The 15708-nt window shown below is 68.0% G+C and carries 17 protein-coding genes and 1 riboswitch; of the genes, 9 read left to right on the top strand and 8 right to left on the bottom strand.

All coding sequences use genetic code 11. The features are described from left to right. Positions 1 to 60: 60 nt before the first annotated feature. Positions 61 to 432 (bottom strand): hypothetical protein, encoded by a 372-nt coding sequence (locus tag FHX60_RS08490; RefSeq protein ID WP_092317066.1) that lies wholly within the window; start codon positions 430 to 432, stop codon positions 61 to 63. Positions 433 to 633: 201 nt separating this feature from the next. On the opposite strand from FHX60_RS08490, the gene FHX60_RS08485 reads away from it, so the two are divergent. Then, positions 634 to 1059, top strand: coding sequence for an RT0821/Lpp0805 family surface protein (locus tag FHX60_RS08485; RefSeq protein ID WP_112777132.1), 426 nt, complete (start codon positions 634 to 636; stop codon positions 1057 to 1059). Positions 1060 to 1096: 37 nt separating this feature from the next. Here FHX60_RS08485 and FHX60_RS08480 read toward each other — a convergent pair whose 3' ends face one another. After that, a complete protein-coding gene (locus FHX60_RS08480) occupies positions 1097 to 1684 on the bottom strand; it encodes a surface-adhesin E family protein (RefSeq protein WP_112777131.1) in 588 nt (195 codons plus the stop codon). A 103-nt stretch (positions 1685 to 1787) separates the two neighbouring features. Continuing rightward, entirely contained in the window at positions 1788 to 2495 is a 708-nt protein-coding gene (gene ribB, locus FHX60_RS08475; protein ID WP_183283071.1) for a 3,4-dihydroxy-2-butanone-4-phosphate synthase, read from the bottom strand. 166 nt (positions 2496 to 2661) lie between these two features. Continuing rightward, a riboswitch (FMN riboswitch) is annotated at positions 2662 to 2820 on the bottom strand. A 355-nt stretch (positions 2821 to 3175) separates the two neighbouring features. On the opposite strand from ribB, the gene FHX60_RS08470 reads away from it, so the two are divergent. Further along, entirely contained in the window at positions 3176 to 3700 is a 525-nt protein-coding gene (locus tag FHX60_RS08470; protein WP_183283070.1) for an acyloxyacyl hydrolase, read from the top strand. On the opposite strand, the gene FHX60_RS08465 is transcribed toward FHX60_RS08470, so the two are convergent. Together FHX60_RS08465 and FHX60_RS08460 are read right to left on the bottom strand one after the other, a co-directional pair. Further along, the gene (locus tag FHX60_RS08465; protein WP_183283069.1) at positions 3675 to 4568 is read right to left on the bottom strand and encodes a helix-turn-helix domain-containing protein; all 894 of its coding nucleotides are present in this window, start codon (positions 4566 to 4568) and stop codon (positions 3675 to 3677) included. The genes FHX60_RS08470 and FHX60_RS08465 overlap by 26 nt on opposite strands. An 8-nt stretch (positions 4569 to 4576) precedes the next feature. Continuing rightward, the gene (locus FHX60_RS08460; RefSeq protein WP_183283068.1) at positions 4577 to 4735 is read right to left on the bottom strand and encodes a hypothetical protein; all 159 of its coding nucleotides are present in this window, start codon (positions 4733 to 4735) and stop codon (positions 4577 to 4579) included. A gap of 26 nt (positions 4736 to 4761) precedes the next feature. Here FHX60_RS08460 and FHX60_RS08455 point away from each other — a divergent pair, with 26 nt between their 5' ends. The 3 genes from FHX60_RS08455 (at position 4762) to FHX60_RS27585 (ending at position 7972) form a co-directional block, all read left to right on the top strand. Continuing rightward, on the top strand, positions 4762 to 6075 hold the full coding sequence (locus tag FHX60_RS08455) for a hemolysin family protein (RefSeq protein WP_092317084.1): 1314 nt from the start codon (positions 4762 to 4764) through the stop codon (positions 6073 to 6075). Between the two features lie 305 nt (positions 6076 to 6380). After that, positions 6381 to 7697: a GGDEF domain-containing protein gene (locus FHX60_RS08450; RefSeq protein ID WP_183283067.1), complete on the top strand. Its 1317-nt coding sequence runs from the start codon at positions 6381 to 6383 to the stop codon at positions 7695 to 7697. A gap of 143 nt (positions 7698 to 7840) precedes the next feature. Beyond that, positions 7841 to 7972 carry an entericidin A/B family lipoprotein gene (locus FHX60_RS27585; RefSeq protein ID WP_010814145.1) on the top strand — a complete coding sequence of 44 codons (132 nt, stop codon included), beginning with the start codon at positions 7841 to 7843 and terminating at the stop codon, positions 7970 to 7972. 72 nt (positions 7973 to 8044) lie between these two features. On the opposite strand, the gene FHX60_RS08440 is transcribed toward FHX60_RS27585, so the two are convergent. From FHX60_RS08440 to FHX60_RS08430, 3 genes are read right to left on the bottom strand one after another with little or no spacing between them, the layout of a single operon-like run. Further along, positions 8045 to 8689 (bottom strand): bifunctional 4-hydroxy-2-oxoglutarate aldolase/2-dehydro-3-deoxy-phosphogluconate aldolase, encoded by a 645-nt coding sequence (locus FHX60_RS08440; RefSeq protein WP_183283066.1) that lies wholly within the window; start codon positions 8687 to 8689, stop codon positions 8045 to 8047. A gap of 51 nt (positions 8690 to 8740) precedes the next feature. Next, a complete protein-coding gene (locus FHX60_RS08435) occupies positions 8741 to 9676 on the bottom strand; it encodes a sugar kinase (RefSeq protein ID WP_112777126.1) in 936 nt (311 codons plus the stop codon). Positions 9677 to 9689: 13 nt separating this feature from the next. Beyond that, positions 9690 to 10958: an amino acid deaminase gene (locus tag FHX60_RS08430; RefSeq protein WP_183283065.1), complete on the bottom strand. Its 1269-nt coding sequence runs from the start codon at positions 10956 to 10958 to the stop codon at positions 9690 to 9692. Positions 10959 to 11188: 230 nt separating this feature from the next. Between FHX60_RS08430 and FHX60_RS08425 the strand changes: the two genes are divergently transcribed. From FHX60_RS08425 to FHX60_RS08410, 4 genes are all read left to right on the top strand, one after another. Beyond that, positions 11189 to 12094 carry a MurR/RpiR family transcriptional regulator gene (locus FHX60_RS08425; protein ID WP_092317100.1) on the top strand — a complete coding sequence of 302 codons (906 nt, stop codon included), beginning with the start codon at positions 11189 to 11191 and terminating at the stop codon, positions 12092 to 12094. Positions 12095 to 12096: 2 nt separating this feature from the next. Continuing rightward, positions 12097 to 13551 carry an N-acyl-D-amino-acid deacylase family protein gene (locus FHX60_RS08420; RefSeq protein ID WP_092317103.1) on the top strand — a complete coding sequence of 485 codons (1455 nt, stop codon included), beginning with the start codon at positions 12097 to 12099 and terminating at the stop codon, positions 13549 to 13551. A 52-nt stretch (positions 13552 to 13603) separates the two neighbouring features. After that, positions 13604 to 13996, top strand: coding sequence for a RidA family protein (locus FHX60_RS08415; RefSeq protein ID WP_012355941.1), 393 nt, complete (start codon positions 13604 to 13606; stop codon positions 13994 to 13996). A 224-nt stretch (positions 13997 to 14220) separates the two neighbouring features. Further along, positions 14221 to 15582 carry a GntP family permease gene (locus tag FHX60_RS08410; RefSeq protein ID WP_041232539.1) on the top strand — a complete coding sequence of 454 codons (1362 nt, stop codon included), beginning with the start codon at positions 14221 to 14223 and terminating at the stop codon, positions 15580 to 15582. Positions 15583 to 15708: the final 126 nt, after the last annotated feature.

Genomic DNA, 15708 nt, shown 5'->3' with positions numbered 1-15708 from the left:
CGGCCACCCCGGTCGCGCACCGGCGCGGGCCGGAACGCGTCCGGCCCGCTTAATACACTGTTACTTTTTGGCGCCTTCGCTGTAGGGATCGAACTTGCCGCTCTTGGCGCCTTCGGAATAGGGATCGAACTTGCCGCTGTTCATGCCGCCCTGGCTGAACGAGTCGAACGACTTCTGCGCCCCGCCCTGGATCGGCTCCATCTGGTCGGGCCTGGCGCCCGGGTTCAGTGCGGTCACGTTGTCGCTTTTTGCGCCGTCGGTGTACGGGCTGAACTTGTCCTGCCTGGCCCCATCGGTGTAGGTGCTGAACTTGTCCTGCTTGGCACCGTCGGTGTACGGACTGAACTGATCGGCCTTGCCCGCGGTCTGGGCGTGCACCGTGCCAAAGGCGCAGGCGACGGCCAGGCCGATTGTGAGATAGCGCAGCGTCATGGGATCTCCTCTCGCAGGAATGAGCGCCCGTCGTGCCGACGGCGCGACGGGGCAGAAATCAACGCTAGGTCAGGGGCAGGCACGTGTCAACCGCGGCCCGGTGGCCGCAGTGGGCGAGGCGCGTCTGCAATCGTCGTCCACCGCCCCGCATTGCGCTTACAATGCCACTCGAACGCCACCATGTAGCCACAAGGAACCGCCATGCTGACCCGGCAAAACTCATCCTCTGCCAGCCTCGCCCGCCCCGCCCTGCGTGCCGCACTTGCAGGCGCGCTGGGGGCCGTGCTGCTCTGCGCCGCGCCGGCGCATGCGTACTTCGACAACTACCTGAGCGGCACCATCATCGGCACGCTCAACGACAAGGAAGGCGCGTCGCTGGCCAAGTCAGTGCGTGCCGCGCTGAACGACACCGCCGACGGCCAGTCCGTGGCATGGACCTACCCGGCAGCGGGCCGGCGCCAGCAGATCGATGGCACCATCACCCCGGTCGAGAGCAAGACCGACAAGGGCCAGCCGTGCCGGCGCCTGAAGTCAGACCTCAAGCGCGGCAGTGCCGAAGAGCACTGGAGCGGCTGGTTCTGCAAGCAGTCCAACGGCCAATGGAAATCGCGCCACGTGGACGAATAAGCCAGGTCGCAACAGGCTGTACCGCGCGGCCGGCGGCTTAGCGGCACAGCTTGCGCAGCAGCTCCCCGGCGATGGTGCCGGGACCGGCCACCTGGAAGGTGCCGGACTGTGGCGCGCGGATGGTGTAGAGCGATTCGCCGCGCGCAAAGCGCTTGCTGTAGAGGGTCTGCTCGACCACGGCAAACATCGACGTGGCACAGTTCAGCACCATGCGCTTGAGCGAGGAACGGATCGGTTCGCCGCTGGCGGTGCGGATCACGCCCGACGGCGAATTGCGCATCACCACCACGCCAACCTGCGTGCCCTGGCGGCGCACCGTCGACTGATCGAAATAGGAAATCACGCCATTGGCGCCCATCAGCGGCAGCCAGCGCTGCGGGTCGGGCGCGCCGGGATCGGGCGCGGCCACCAGGCGGCAACCTTCCTTGGGGGTGGAGCGGAACACGGTGCCGGAGCCAGGTACCTGGCACTCGTAGAGGCCGGCGGCAGCGGCCGGCCGGGATGCAGAGGCCGGCGCCACGTCGGTGGCCGGCACAGCGCCGTCATCGGCGTGCGCCTGCGGCAGGGCCAGGCCGAACACGCAGCCAGCCAGCGCGGCTGCGTGTCGAAACATGCGGAACATCATGGAATTGCCCTCATGTAGACGGGAAAAAACGATCCGCATTGTCGCACAGGATGCATGCATTGCGGCGCGCCGGCGCACCCCGATCCATGCATCCCGGCAGCCTTCAGCCGTGCAGGCGCCGCCAGGCGACGAGGTCCTCGATGGTCAGCACCGGCAAGCGGTACATCTCGGCAAAGGCCTGCGCTTGCGCGCGCCGCGCCATGGTGCCATCCGGATTCATCAGCTCGCACAGCACCGCGGCGGGAGACAGCCCCGCCATGCGCGCCAGGTCGACTGAACCTTCGGTATGCCCGCGGCGCTCGAGCACGCCGCCGTCGCGCGCCACCAGCGGGAACACATGGCCGGGACTGACCACGGCATCGGCGCCGGCGTCCTCGGCAATCGCCGCACGGATGGTAGTGATCCGGTCAGCCGCGCTGACACCCGTGCTGACGCCCTCGCGGGCCTCGATCGACACCGTGAAGGCGGTGCCGTACTGGCTGCGGTTGTGCTCGACCATCGGCCGCAGGCCCAGGCTGCGCACCTTGTCCGCCGGCAGGCACAGGCACACGATGCCGCTGCATTCGCGGATCATCATGGCCATATTGGCCTGGGTCAGGCGCTCGGCGGCAAGGATCAGGTCGGCCTCGTTCTCACGGTCGTCGTCATCGAGCAGGACTACTGGCCGGCCTTCGCGCATGGCCTCGAGGGCCTGGTCGATGCGCAACGCCAGCGCGCGCGGGTCGGCGCCTGCCATCGTAGCGACGGCGGCACTGGGGTTGGCATCCGCGGACACCGTGGGGGCAATGGCTTCGGTGGAAAAGCTAGACATGAAACGCTCCTGGTTCAGCATCAATGGGCGTTCCAGGGGAAGGGTCGACGGAACTGCAAGGCCCGCACGCCATGCTGACCGCACGCGCACGAACCGCCGAGCCCTGCGCGCGCAGGGCTCGGCAAACCACGGGCCGGGCAGGCGCCAGGCCACGCGGGCAAGCTCCGTCCATCTTCTTTCATCCGGACTATGACCGTCGGCCCTGGCTTCTCACCAGGTCTGCTGACCTCGCACGGGAATGCGAGCGCTCGCGGGCTCGCCGGACACGCGCTGCGCATCGCGGCATACCGCCGGTGGGGACTTCCACCCCGCCCTGAAGACGTAACGTAACCGGGCCGGCCAGACGGCCGGCACCGGCCCGCGCATGTTAGCACGATTGTTCTTTGTCACTGCGCGCCGCGCGCCAAGGCCTTATCCTGCTGGGTCCGCGTCGTGGTGCCGGCCACGATCGGCCTCGCCAACGTGCCTTCCCGTGTACTACAAATAAGGTAAGGAGGCAGCGCCGGGGGGCTGCAAGCGCCGGTTTACCCATGGCTTGCCTGACAACAACGCAGCATCTTTTCAGCGTGCTTCCCATGCGCCGACCAGACCAAGAAGCCAGACAAGACAGCCATGCGAGTTGCATCCCCCTCCTTCCAACCGTCTCCGCGCAGCGGTGGCGACGGCCGCGCCGCGCCGCCATGGCGGCGCTGCTTGCGCTGGCCGGTTGCCTGAGCACAGCCGCACGCGCGGCGCCTGCGATCCAGCTTGGCTACGGCTTCGACGACAGTCATCACGTGCAAAAGGCGGAGATCGCCATGCTGTGGGATTCGGGCCTGGCGTGGGGCAATCCGCAGGGCTGGCAGGTCGACCTGCAATGGGAGGTCAATGTTGCGCGCTGGCTCAGCGACAGCAACAACAGTCCGAACGATCTGTGGGAGTTCGGCGCGTCACCGGTGGTGCGGATCGCATGGTGGCGCCACACCTGGGTGCCGTTCCTGGAGCTGTCGGTGGGCGCGCGGCTGCTGAGCGGCACGCGCACCTCCTACGATCACGTTATCTCCAGCGCGTTCCAGTTCTCGGAATACGCCGGGCTTGGCGTGATGCTAGGCAAGGACCGCAACTTTGCCGCGGGCTACCGCATCCAGCACCTGTCCAATGGCGGCATCAAGGAGCCCAATCCTGGCACCACCTTCCACGTCATCTACCTGCGCTACCGCTTCTGACGGGCCCGTCGTGCGCCGTGCCCTGCGTTTCAAACAGGACGCGGGTGGCGTCGTCGGCCGGAAAGAAGCATTCGATGCGCAGCTCCTGCAGCGTGACGTCCTGCGGAATGCCAAGCGTGGTCAGCGTCGAGAACAACGACGCGCGGAATGCTCCCGCATGCAGCACCACCGGCAACAGCGGCGGCGGCGGCCCGTCGCTGCCGTCGTCCTCGGGCAGCAGCACGCCGCCCGGCCCCACCATGTCCGGATGCCAGTCGGCGATGCGCGCGAACAGCGCACGCGCAGTCTGGTCGTGCGCCTGCACCTGCAGCTCCTGCCAGACGCGCCGCAACAGGTAACGGCCGACCTGGCGCGCGTTCTCGATCACCGGCCACAGGCCATCGGGGTCGAATACAGTCAGCATCAGGTTGATCCGGTGCGGAGCGTCGGCAAGCGATGCCGGCGGGCGACCGCCGAGCAAGGTGTCGAACATGCGCCGGTAGGCGGCATTGGCGTCGACCAGGTTCCAGAAACGGTCCAGCACCACGGCCGGGTACGGCTCCTGCTTGGCCAGGATCAGGGCGATTGCCTGCTGCACCATTTGCAACGGCGGCGCGGTCAGCGCGTGTTCGCTGTAGGCCGGGGCGAAGCCGCTGGCGAGCAGCAGCCGGTTGCGCTGGCGCAGCGGCACGCCCAGGCGCTCCGCCAGGGCCAGCACCATCTCGCGGCTGGGGCGGGCGCGTCCGGATTCGAGAAAGGAGATGTGGCGCTGCGAGACTCCGGCGGCCAGCGACAGCGCCAGTTGGCTGTAGCCGCGCTTGCCGCGCCAGTAGCGCAACAGTCCGGGGAAGTCGAGAGTGGCCTCGGAGGCAGGGGTGAGCGTTTCCATGCGGGGTATTACAGCATGGCGGCGGCCTCGCCGCGAATACCTGACAGGTAATCGCAGCCATCCATAGGCTTGGCCGATGGCCGCAAAAGCGCCACCGTTTGCGGCGGGCGCATCACAGTCGCGATGTCGTGTAACAGGCGAATGGTATGCTTGATCTTTTCAGACACCCGGCGCGCAGAGGGCGCGCACCCTGATGGAAATTGCCATATTACTGGCGCTGATCCTGCTGAACGGCCTGTTTGCGATGTCCGAGATTGCACTCGTTACAGCCCGCAAGGCACGCCTGCAACGCCAGATCGAGAACGGCGACCGCGGCGCCATTGCCGCGGCGAAGCTGGGCGAGGACCCGACCCGCTTCCTCTCGACCGTGCAGATCGGCATCACCTCGATCGGCGTGCTCAACGGCGTGGTCGGCGAAGCAACGCTGGCGCAGCCGCTGGGCCTGTGGCTGCAGGGTTTCGGCATCTCGGAGACTACCGCCGGCTATGTGGCCACCGCGATCGTGGTGGCCGGCCTGACCTATTTTTCCATCGTGCTGGGCGAACTGGTGCCCAAGCGCCTGGGCCAGATGGCGCCCGAGGCGATCGCGCGCCTGGTGGCGCGCCCGATCGGCTGGCTGGCCGTGGCCTCGACCCCCTTCGTCAAGCTCCTGTCGAGCTCCACGCGGCTGGTGCTGCGGCTGCTCGGCACCAAGGTCGACCGCGGCCCCGGCGTGACCGAGGAAGAAATCCATGCGCTGCTGGTGGAAGGCTCCGAAGCCGGCGTGATCGAGCAGCATGAGCACACCATGGTGCGCAATGTGTTCAGGCTGGATGACCGGCAACTGGCATCACTGATGGTGCCCCGCGGGGACGTGGTCTACCTCGATGTCGAAGCCTCGATGGACGAGAATCTGCGCCGCATCGAAGAATCCGACCACTCGCGCTTCCCGGTGGTGCGTGGCGGCATGCACGACATTATCGGCGTGGTCAGCGCGCGCCAGTTGCTGGCGCGCCGGCTGCGCGGCGAGGAAGCGGACCTGCAGGCCGCGGTGCAGCCCGCCGTGTTCGTGCCCGAAAGCGTGACCGGCATGGAGCTGCTGGAGAACTTCCGCGCCTCGGGCGGGCAGATCGCCTTTGTCATCGACGAATACGGCGAGGTGCTTGGCCTGGTGACGCTGCAGGACCTGATCGAGGCCATCACCGGCGAATTCAAGGCCGAGGCCGCCGGCGAGCAATGGGCGGTCCAGCGCGACGACGGCTCGTGGCTGCTCGACGGCCTGATCCCGATCCCCGAACTGAAAGACCGCATCGGCCTGCGCCAGGTGCCCGAGGAAGAAAAGGAGCGCTACCACACGCTGTCCGGCATGCTGCTGTTGCTGCTGGGGCGCCTGCCCCAGATTGCCGACACGGTGCAATGGGGCGACTGGCGCTTCGAGATCGTCGACATGGACGGCAAGCGCATCGACAAGGTGCTGGCCGAACGCCTGCCACCGCAGGACGGGCCCGAGGAAGAAACCACCGGCTGAGCGCCGGGGTGCCGGCATCCCCGTTACACCGCGGCGTCAATCGCATCCTCCCTGGATCGAAGGTGCCGCGTTGATCCAAATCAAATGCAGTTGCGCCCAAATCACTTTGGCGCAATCGGCAACGCCCCTCCCCGTTCCCTTCGCTTATGATCGTGCTTCGCGGCCCGCAAGCGGCCGCGGCACGCATGGCTGCACCCGGGCGACGACTGTGAATGCAGCGCGCCGGCGGCCTGCCGAAGAACCCTTTCAGACACGGGGAGACGCGTGCGCCGCAAGCCATTGCGTGGCGGCCCGCAAGATCATGCATGGATCCTGATGCCGACGATCTCGTCGACAGCACTGCCAGCGGCGGCAGTAGCGCGATGCAACCGTCCGTGCTGGTACGCGCGCTGACCGCACGCCGCGCCCAGGCCGGTCCGCCGGCGACGATCCTGGCGATCCGCCTGGACCGCTTTGCCAACGCTTGTGAAACCCTCGGGACTGGCCGCGCTGCCCGGCTGCGCGGCATCGTGCAGGCGCGCATTGCCTGCCTGCTGCCGCCGGGCGCGTCCATGTACTGGATGGCCGCGGCCGACCTGGTGGTCATCACCGCGCTGCCCGCGGGCGTGCCGGATCCCGGCCAGGTTGCCAGCCGCGTGGCCGACGACCTGTCCAGGCCGTTCGCCTTGGACGGCTTCGAGCTGCACCTGTCCTGCAGCATCGGCGTGGCCAACAACCATGCCGACGTTCCGGCCGAGCGCAGCCTGCAGCAGGCGTTCGACGCCATGCTGCGGGTCAACCGCCAGGGCGGCGCCGGGCTGGCGCGCGCCGACAAGCCGCTATCCCCGCCCGCGGCCCCGTTGCTGGCGGCGCTGCCCGACGCACTCGAGCGCGGCGAGCTGAGCCTGCAACTACAGCCGCGCGCCGATTTTGCCGGCGCCGCCGTCAGCGGCTATACGGTGCGGCTGCGCTGGCAGCATCCCGTACTTGGCCGGGTGGCGCCGCAGGACTTTCTGCCCGGCGTCGAGGCGCTCGGGCTGTTCGGCCGCATCGGCAACTGGCTGCTGGAAAGCGTGCTGCCGCTGATCCGCGCCGCCGAGACCATCGCCCCGCTGCAGTTCACCCTGCTCGCCACGAGCGCGCAACTGCATCGCCCGCAAATGGTCGAGGCTCTGGCGCAGGCGCTCGATGCGGGCGGCATCGCACCGGAGCACCTGTGCATCGAACTGCCGGCCAGCACGGTGCCGACCGACGCCGACCTGATCGACCGCTTTGCCGCGCTGCGCCGGCGCGGCCTGCAGCTGGCGCTGGGCGATTTCGACGACAGCCCGGCCTGCCGCGAGGCTCTGGCGGCGCTGCATCCGGACGCCGTCACGCTGGACGCGAGGGGCCTGGGCCATGCGCGCGAGGACCGCTGCCGTGCCGACAGCCTGCGCGAAGCCTGCCGCGCGGCGCGCCGCGCCGGCGCCCGGGTCTGCGCCAAGGGCATCGAAACCCGCCAGCAGCTGGAAGCGGTGCGCGCCTGGGGCTGCCACAGCGTGCAGGGCTACCTGCTGGCACAGCCATTCCCCGCCGTCTGGCTGCTGCAGACCCATGCGGCGATCCAGCAGCGCGCCCGGGTCTTGCTCGCGCCGCCAGCCTGAGCAGCAGGCATCGGCGGGTGGGTGCACGATTTACAAATTGCGACATACCGGCTATCAAAGCCGCGCGCAGCAGCGGTAAAATCTGCGTCAATCCCAAACTCGGAGAATCTCCCGATTCTCAACCCTATTGAAAGGAGCCCGGCGTGAAGAAAGGTTGGATCTGGTGCGTTTTGTTTGCCACTCTGTTGGCCGGTTGCAACACGATGGCGGGGCTCGGCCAGGACATTCAGCGCGGCGGCCAGAAGCTGGAAAGCTCGGCAGACCGCCACAAGTAAGCCGGCCAGGGCTGCATCGACAGCAAAACGGCACGCCCGATGGCGTGCCGTTTTGCTTTGTCCCGCGCCGGCTCAGGGCTTGGCGCGCAGGGCCCTGGCCTGTTCGGCCAGCGCGCGGATGCGGCCCCAGTCGCCAGCGGCGACGGCATCCTTGGGCACCACCCATGACCCGCCCACGCACACCACGTTGGGCAACGCCAGGTACGACGGCGCCAGCGCGGCATCGATGCCGCCGGTCGGGCAGAAGCGCAGTTGCGGCAGCGGTCCGCCCAGCGACTTCAGCATCGGCACCCCGCCCGCGGCCTGCGCCGGGAAGAACTTCAGGAAGGTGAAGCCGGCTTCCAGCGCCGCCATGGCCTCGCTGGCGGTGGCGACGCCGGGCAGCAGCGAGATCCCCGCGCCCTGCGCGCCTTCGGCCAGCGCCGGCGTCAGGCCGGGCGAGACCGCAAACTGGGCGCCCGCGTCGCGCACCGCGTGCAGTTGCTCCACGTTCAGCACCGTGCCGGCGCCGACGCAGGCTTGCGGCAGCGCCGCCGCGACGGCACGGATCGCTTCCAGTGCCACGGGGGTGCGCAGGGTGATTTCCAGCAGCGGCAAGCCACCGGTTACCAGCGCCTCGCTGACGTGCAGGGCCTCGTCGACCGAGTGGAATTCCAGCACCGGGATCACTGGCACATCGGCAAGGCGTTGAAGCAGCGGGGAAGTCTGGTTTGACATGGCGATCTCGCGGTATGTGGGTTCAGGAAAACATCAGGTTCGGGCAGCGGCTCAGGCGATCACCGATACCGACTGCGCCAGCCGCGCCAGCACGGTCTGCGCATCGGGAATCGGCGCCACCGCGCCATAGCCGGTGGTCGACAGCGCTGCCGCCACGTTGGCATAGCGCGCGGCCTCGAACGGATCGGCGCCCGCGGCCAGCCGCGCAACGAAGCTGCCGCCGAAGCAGTCGCCCGCGCCCGTGGCATCGACCGGCTTGACCGGATAGGCCGGCACCAGGCTGCGGGACTCGGGCGTTGCGATATACGAGCCCTCCTCCCCGAGCTTCAGCGCGACCAGGCCGATGCCGCAGCCAAGCAGGTAGTCTGCGATGGCATCGCGGTCATCCAGCCCCGTCAGCACGGTGATGTCGTCCCAGCTGGGCAGGCATACGTCGGTCATGCGGAACGCTTCGCGCATGATGCCGCGCGCGCGCGCCAGCGACCACAGGCGCAGCCGCAGGTTGGTGTCCAGCGTGACCCTGGTGCCGGCCTTGCGCGCGTGCTCCATCGCATCCAGGCCGGCATCGCACGCGCTCGTGCTGATGGCCAGGCTGATGCCAGAGAGGTGCAGGTAGCGCGCCGCGGCGATCGCACCGAGCGGCAGCTGGTCGTGCTGGAAGCGGCTGGCAGCGGAGCCTTCGCGCAGGTAGTCGAAGCGGTGGCCGTGGCTGTCGTGCGAGACAAAGTAGACGCCGGTGGGGGCGCTGGCGTCGACGTGCACATGCCGCGTGTCGACCCGCTCCTGTGTCCACAGTGCGCGCAGGCGCTCGCCGAAGGTATCGGCACCGACCGCGCAGATATAGCCGGTGCTCGCGCCCTGGCGCGCAGCGGCAATGCAGAAGTTGGAGGTATCGCCGCCAAAGCCCTGCAGGTAGCGCGACGGATCGTCCGGCTGCTGGTTGAATTCAACCAGCGGCTCGCCATAGGCCAGGATGTCGATGCTCATGGGGAGGCTTGCCTCAGAAGAAGGTTTGGACGATGTCGATCACGCGCAGGTCGCGATCCAGCACCGGGATATGGCGCCACTTGTCGAAGGTCAGGCACGGGTGCGAGATATCGAAGGCGATCATGTCGCCGACCCGGATGTCGTCGCCCGGCCGGATCTGCAGGTAGGCGTGCTGGTCCATCATGCCGGTGACCTCCCAATGCGCGGGCACGTCCACCGGCGCCGCTTCACCCGGACGGTAGCGGCGCGCCGGGATCGGCATGCCGGCGTCGAACGCGGCATCGCGCTTGCCCATGCCGATGATGACGCGGTCGGGCTCCGGAATCGACTGGACATAGGCCCACAGCTGCAGCGCCGGCAGCAAACCCTCGCGCATTTTCTGCGCGACCGGGTTGCTCGCCAGGATGCGCTGCTGGGCCGCGCGGTAGATGCCCACATCGTGCGTCAGGTAGCAGCCGGGACGCAGCACGATGTCGATCGGCGCGCCGATGTCGGTGCGCGCGAATTCCTCGGCCACCACGTCGTACCAGGCCGAGCCCGCGCCCGACATCACCACCGGGCTGCGGCCAAAGCGGCCTTGCGCGGCCAGTTGCTTGGTCACCGCCACGGTGCGCTGCAGGAACTTGCGGATATCGGCCTCTTCCTTCAGCACGCCCTCGTAGATTTCCACGCCGGCCAGCGACAGCGCGTCGGGCCAGCGCGCCAGCGCGTCGAGCACGGCCTGCTGCTGCGCGTCGTCGCGCACGCCGGTGCGTCCGCCTTCGACGCCCAGCTCGAGCAGCACCTGCAGCGTCTGTCCACGCGGCTTGAAGAACTTGCCAAGCTGATCGACCAGCTCGGCCGAATCGACCAGCGCGAAGAATTCAAACTCCGGATCGCGCAGCAGGTCCGCGATGATTTCCATATTGCGGCGGCCGACCAGCTGGTTGGCCATCAGCACGCGCTTGACGCCGTGCGCATGCGCGGCCGCGGTCTGGTGCGCGGTAGCCAGGGTGATGCCCCACGCGCCGGCGTCGAGCTGCCGGGCAAACAGCTTGGGCGCCATGGTGGTCTTGCCATGCGGCGCCAGCTGCACGCCGTATTCGTTCATGAAGCGGCGCATCCACTCCAGGTTGTGCGCAAGCCGGTCCTCATAGAGCACCGCGGCGGGCAGGCTCAGTTCTTCCTGCAACAGGTTCCAGCCGGTCCGGCCAGCTTCAGCCGGAGCGATCGGCGCCTCCATGCGGCCCAGCGCCTTGTTGAGCGGATCGATCACGCCAGCCTGATACTTTATTTCACGCATGCCTGTCATCACCCTGAAAAAATCTGATTGACGTAATGATAGCCCTGAAAATAAGATATTTCATCCTTGTTATAAAGTAACAACCAACGCTGCGGCAGCCGACCGGGCGGTACCGGAAACGGTGCTCACCATCCGGCGCCAGTCACTGTTATAGCCCCTGCCTGCCCCGGCTGCAGATTTCGTCACATTAGCCACAAAGCCACTTCGCCACCTGGCCCCCATCACCGAACATGACCGCGCCCTTCGACATCCTGACCCGCATCGCCGAGCGCGGCCCCGCGCTGCGGCTGGCCGAGCAGAAGGTGGCGCAGGTGGTGCTGGAAGACCTGGCCGGCGCGGCGGCGGCGAGCATCAACGAACTGGCCCGCCAGGCCGGCGTGAGCGAGGCCAGCGTGACGCGCTTTGCCAAGGCGATCGGCTGCCGCGACGTGCGCGACCTGAAGCTGCGCCTGGCCCAGGCCGCGGCGGTTGGCGCGCGCTTCCTGCAGCCCGGCAACGTTCCCGCCGCTGAAGCCGCGCCGGCCACGCTTGCCGACAGCATCCACGCCGACATCCTCACCGCGCTGGAAGCCAACCGCGGGCTGATGGATACCCAGCGCATCGAGCAGGCCGCGCGCCTGTTGCTGGGCGCACGCATGGTCTACGCTTTTGGCATGGGCGGCGGCTCGTCGTTCATGGCCGATGAAGCGCGACACCGCCTGGCGCGATTGGGCCTGCCGGTGGCCAGCTACCAGGACGCGCTGCTGCAGAAGATGGTGGCGGCCACGCTCGGCCGAGACGACGTGGTGCTGGCCTTCTCGGCCAGCGGCCGCGTGCCGGAGATGCTGGCCAGCTGCGATATCGCGCGCGAGTACGGCGCCCGCCTGGTGGCCGTGACCGCGCTGGGATCGCCGCTGGCGGCGCGCGCCGACGTGCTGCTGCCGGTGCGCACGCTGGAGACGGATTTCATTTTCAAGCCATCGGCCTCGCGCTACGCCATGCTGATGGTGCTGGACGTGCTCGCCACGCAGTGCGCACTGTTGCAGCCGGACCAGAGCAAGGAGCGCCTGCGCCGGCTCAAGTACGTGCTCGACAGCCACCGCGGCGACAGCGGCCCCGGCAAGGGCCCCGACAGCCGCCAGCCGCTGGGAGACTGACCATGCCACACCTGTTCGACACCCTGATCCGCTGCGTCACGCTGATCGACGGTTCCGGCGCGGCCGCGCGCCTGGCCGACGTGGCCTTGCGCGATGGCCGCATCGCCCGCATCGATGCCCCTGGCGCGATCGACCCCGATGCCGCCGCGCACGTGGTCGAGGGCGATGGCCTGGTGCTCGCCCCCGGCTTTATCGACGTGCATACGCATGACGATACCAATGTCGTGCGCCAGCCGGAGATGACGCCCAAGCTGTCGCAGGGCGTGACCACGGTGGTGGTCGGCAACTGCGGCATCAGCGCCGCGCCGGTCACGCTGGCGGGCGATCCGCCCGACCCGATGAACCTGCTCGGCCATGCCGACGCCTTCCGCTATCCGGATTTCAAGGCCTATGTCGATGCGGTCGAGGCCGCGCAACCCGCGGTCAATGTCGCCGCGCTGGTGGGCCATACCGCGCTGCGCAGCAACCATATGGACCGCTTCGACCGCGCCGCCACGCCGCAGGAAATCGAGGCGATGCGCGCGCAACTGGAAGAAGCGCTGCGGCACGGCGCGCTGGGCCTGTCGACGGGCCTGGCCTATGCCAACGCCTTCAGCGCGCCGACCGAGGAAGTGCTGGCGCTGGCCGAGCCGCTGGCCAAGGCCGGCGCGCTCTACGCCACCCACTTGCGCAGTGAATTCGCCGAGATCCTCGATGCCATGGACGAGGCCTTCCGCATCGGCCGCCATGCGCGCGTGCCGGTGGTGATCTCGCACCTGAAATGCGCGGGCGTGGCCAACTGGGGCCGCAGCACCGAAGTGCTGGACGCGCTCGACGGCGCGCAGCGCTGGCAGCCGGTCGGCTGCGACTGCTATCCCTACACCGCCAGCTCGTCCACGCTGGACCTGAAGCAGGTCACCGGCGACTTCGACATCATGGTGACCTGGTCCGAAGGCGCGCCCGAGATGGGCGGCCGCCTGCTGGCCGACATCGCCGCCGAATGGCAGGTCGATCTGCTCGAGGCCGCGCGCCGGCTCATGCCCGCCGGCGCGGTCTACCACTGCATGGAAGACGCCGATGTCGACCGCATCCTGAGCCATCCGGCCACGGTGGTCGGCTCGGACGGGCTGCCCAACGACCCGCTGCCGCACCCGCGCCTGTGGGGCGCGTTCCCGCGCGTGCTCGGCCACTACGCGCGCGACCGCGAGCTGTTTCCGCTGACCGTGGCCGTCAACAAGATGACCGGCATGTCGGCCGAGCGCTTCGGCCTGCACCAGCGCGGCTTCGTGCGCGAGGGCTACTGGGCCGACCTGGTGCTGTTCGACGCCGCCACCATCCGCGACGCCGCCAGCTTTACCGATCCGATGCAGCCGGCCGAGGGCATTGCCTCGGTCTGGGTCAACGGTGAACTGTCATGGCAGCAGCGCCAGAGCACCGGCGTGCGCGCCGGCCGGTTCCTGCCCCGCGGTGCGGACTGACCCGCACGCACCGCCGCTTCCCTACCCTATCCAACTCATTCCAGGAGTACCCATGGACATCAAACGATTCGGCGTCGAAGGCGGCACCGGTACCGGCGGCCAGCACATGCCCTTTGCCCGCGCGGTCGCGGCCGATGGCTGGCTCTACGTCTCCGGCCAGGTGCCGATGGTCAATGGCGAGGTCATCGACGGCGGCATCGTGCCCCAGACCCACCAGGCCATCAAGAACGTGCTGGCGATCCTGGCCGAGGCCGGCTACGGCCCCGAGCATGTCGTGCGCTGCGGCGTGTGGCTGGACGACACGCGCGACTTTGCCTCCTTCAACAAGATCTTCAAGGAGTACTTCGGCGCCAACCCGCCCGCGCGCGCCTGCGTGCAGTCGAGCATGGTGGTCGATTGCAAGGTCGAGGTCGACTGCATCGCCTACAAGAAGCCGGCGGCCTGAGCCTGCTGCCTGCTTGATTCTCTGCTTCCGCACTGTTTGCCCCCCTCTCCCGCACGAGGGAGAAGGGCCTGGGGATAGGGCCGGCGTCACCACAAAGTGAGCCGCCAGGGCGCTTGCCCACGCATGCCCTCTTCCCCACCGCCTCTCCCCCAACGGGAGAGAAACAAGAAAGCCAAACCTCTGCTGCCGCCACAAGCGGCTCTTTTTCCACGCAAGGAGACAATATGGGTGCCGTCACCGGAACCACGCTCTTGGTGTATGCGCTGATCGCAGTGATCGCACTGGTGGTGCTGATTGCGCGCTACAAGCTCAACCCGTTCATTACCCTGGTCGTCGTCTCGGTTCTGCTCGGCTTTGCCGTGGGCATGCCGATGAGCGAGATCGTCAAGTCCTTCGAAGCCGGTGTCGGCGGCACCCTCGGGCATATCGCGCTGGTGGTGGGACTGGGCACCATGCTGGGCAAGATGATGGCCGAGTCCGGCGGCGCCGAGCGCATCGCCAACACGCTGATCGATTTCTTCGGGGCGAAGAACGTGCATTGGGCCATGGCCACCATCGCGTTTATCGTCGGCCTGCCGGTGTTCTTCGAAGTGGGCTTCGTGCTGCTGGTGCCGATCGCCTTCAACGTCGCCAAGCGCACCGGCACGTCGATGGTGCTGGTCGGCATCCCGATGGTGGCTGGCCTGTCGGTGGTGCACGGCCTGATCCCGCCGCATCCGGCGGCGCTGCTGGCGGTGACCGCATACGGCGCCGATATCGGCAAGACCATCATGTACGCGCTGATCGTGGGCATCCCGACCGCGGCGCTGGCGGGCCCGCTGTTCGCCCGGCTGATGGACCGCTACGTCAAGCTGCCCGAATACAACCCGCTGGCCGAGCAGTTCACCGAAGAGGATGAGCGCGTCAAGGAATCGCACGAGTTGCCGGGCTTTGGCATCACAGTGTTTACCATCCTGCTGCCGGTGGTGCTGATGCTGATCGGCAGCTGGGCCGACCTGTTCACCACGCCCAAGACCTTCGCCAACGATTTCCTGAAGCTGATCGGCAACTCGGTGATGGCGCTGCTGATCGCCGCGCTGGTGAGCTTCTACACCTTCGGCAAGGCGCGCGGCTTCAATCGCGAAACCATCCTCAAGTTCACCAACGAGTGCGTGGCGCCCACCGCCATCATCACGCTGGTGGTCGGTGCCGGCGGCGGCTTCGGCCGCATCCTGCGTGACTCGGGCATCTCCACCGCCATCGTCGACGTTGCCACCGGCGCTAATGTGTCGGTGCTGGTGCTGGGCTGGCTGGTCGCGGTCATGATCCGCATCGCCACGGGCTCGGCAACGGTTGCCATGACCACCGCCGCGGGCATCGTCGCGCCGATTGCCGCCAGCGTGCCCGGCACTCGCCCGGAACTGCTGGTACTGACCACCGGCGCCGGTTCGCTGATCCTGTCGCACGTGAACGACGGCGGCTTCTGGCTGGTCAAGGAGTACTTCAACATGACCGTGGCCCAGACCTTCAAGACCTGGTCGGTCTGCGAAACCATCATTTCGGTGGTGGCACTGCTTCTGACGCTGGGCCTGGCCACGCTGGTCTGACGGCCAACCGGGGCCGACGGGGCCGCACCGCGGCGGCTCCGGCACCATGCCTGCCATGGCCGGCCCGGAATGCGACATCTCTCATCGACGCCCTGGTGCCGGCAGCCAATACCGCAAGCGTGTCGG

Origin of the sequence: Cupriavidus alkaliphilus, from assembly GCF_014191175.1 — a bacterium.
GTDB lineage: Bacteria > Pseudomonadota > Gammaproteobacteria > Burkholderiales > Burkholderiaceae > Cupriavidus > Cupriavidus alkaliphilus.
This window is presented reverse-complemented; position numbering and strand designations above follow the sequence as displayed.

Excerpts from the sequence above, each read along its gene's own strand:
- FHX60_RS08430 (WP_183283065.1), bottom strand. The coding sequence starts at position 10,958 with ATGCGTGAAATAAAGTATCAGGCTGGCGTGATCGATCCGCTCAACAAG.
- FHX60_RS08435 (WP_112777126.1), bottom strand. The coding sequence starts at position 9,676 with ATGAGCATCGACATCCTGGCCTATGGCGAGCCGCTGGTTGAATTCAAC.
- FHX60_RS08485 (WP_112777132.1), top strand. The coding sequence starts at position 634 with ATGCTGACCCGGCAAAACTCATCCTCTGCCAGCCTCGCCCGCCCCGCC.
- FHX60_RS08440 (WP_183283066.1), bottom strand. The coding sequence starts at position 8,689 with ATGTCAAACCAGACTTCCCCGCTGCTTCAACGCCTTGCCGATGTGCCA.
- ribB (WP_183283071.1), bottom strand. The coding sequence starts at position 2,495 with ATGTCTAGCTTTTCCACCGAAGCCATTGCCCCCACGGTGTCCGCGGAT.
- FHX60_RS08450 (WP_183283067.1), top strand. The coding sequence starts at position 6,381 with ATGGATCCTGATGCCGACGATCTCGTCGACAGCACTGCCAGCGGCGGC.
- FHX60_RS08470 (WP_183283070.1), top strand. The coding sequence starts at position 3,176 with ATGGCGGCGCTGCTTGCGCTGGCCGGTTGCCTGAGCACAGCCGCACGC.
- FHX60_RS08455 (WP_092317084.1), top strand. The coding sequence starts at position 4,762 with ATGGAAATTGCCATATTACTGGCGCTGATCCTGCTGAACGGCCTGTTT.
- FHX60_RS08425 (WP_092317100.1), top strand. The coding sequence starts at position 11,189 with ATGACCGCGCCCTTCGACATCCTGACCCGCATCGCCGAGCGCGGCCCC.
- FHX60_RS08490 (WP_092317066.1), bottom strand. The coding sequence starts at position 432 with ATGACGCTGCGCTATCTCACAATCGGCCTGGCCGTCGCCTGCGCCTTT.
- FHX60_RS08415 (WP_012355941.1), top strand. The coding sequence starts at position 13,604 with ATGGACATCAAACGATTCGGCGTCGAAGGCGGCACCGGTACCGGCGGC.
- FHX60_RS08420 (WP_092317103.1), top strand. The coding sequence starts at position 12,097 with ATGCCACACCTGTTCGACACCCTGATCCGCTGCGTCACGCTGATCGAC.
- FHX60_RS08465 (WP_183283069.1), bottom strand. The coding sequence starts at position 4,568 with ATGGAAACGCTCACCCCTGCCTCCGAGGCCACTCTCGACTTCCCCGGA.
- FHX60_RS08410 (WP_041232539.1), top strand. The coding sequence starts at position 14,221 with ATGGGTGCCGTCACCGGAACCACGCTCTTGGTGTATGCGCTGATCGCA.
- FHX60_RS08480 (WP_112777131.1), bottom strand. The coding sequence starts at position 1,684 with ATGATGTTCCGCATGTTTCGACACGCAGCCGCGCTGGCTGGCTGCGTG.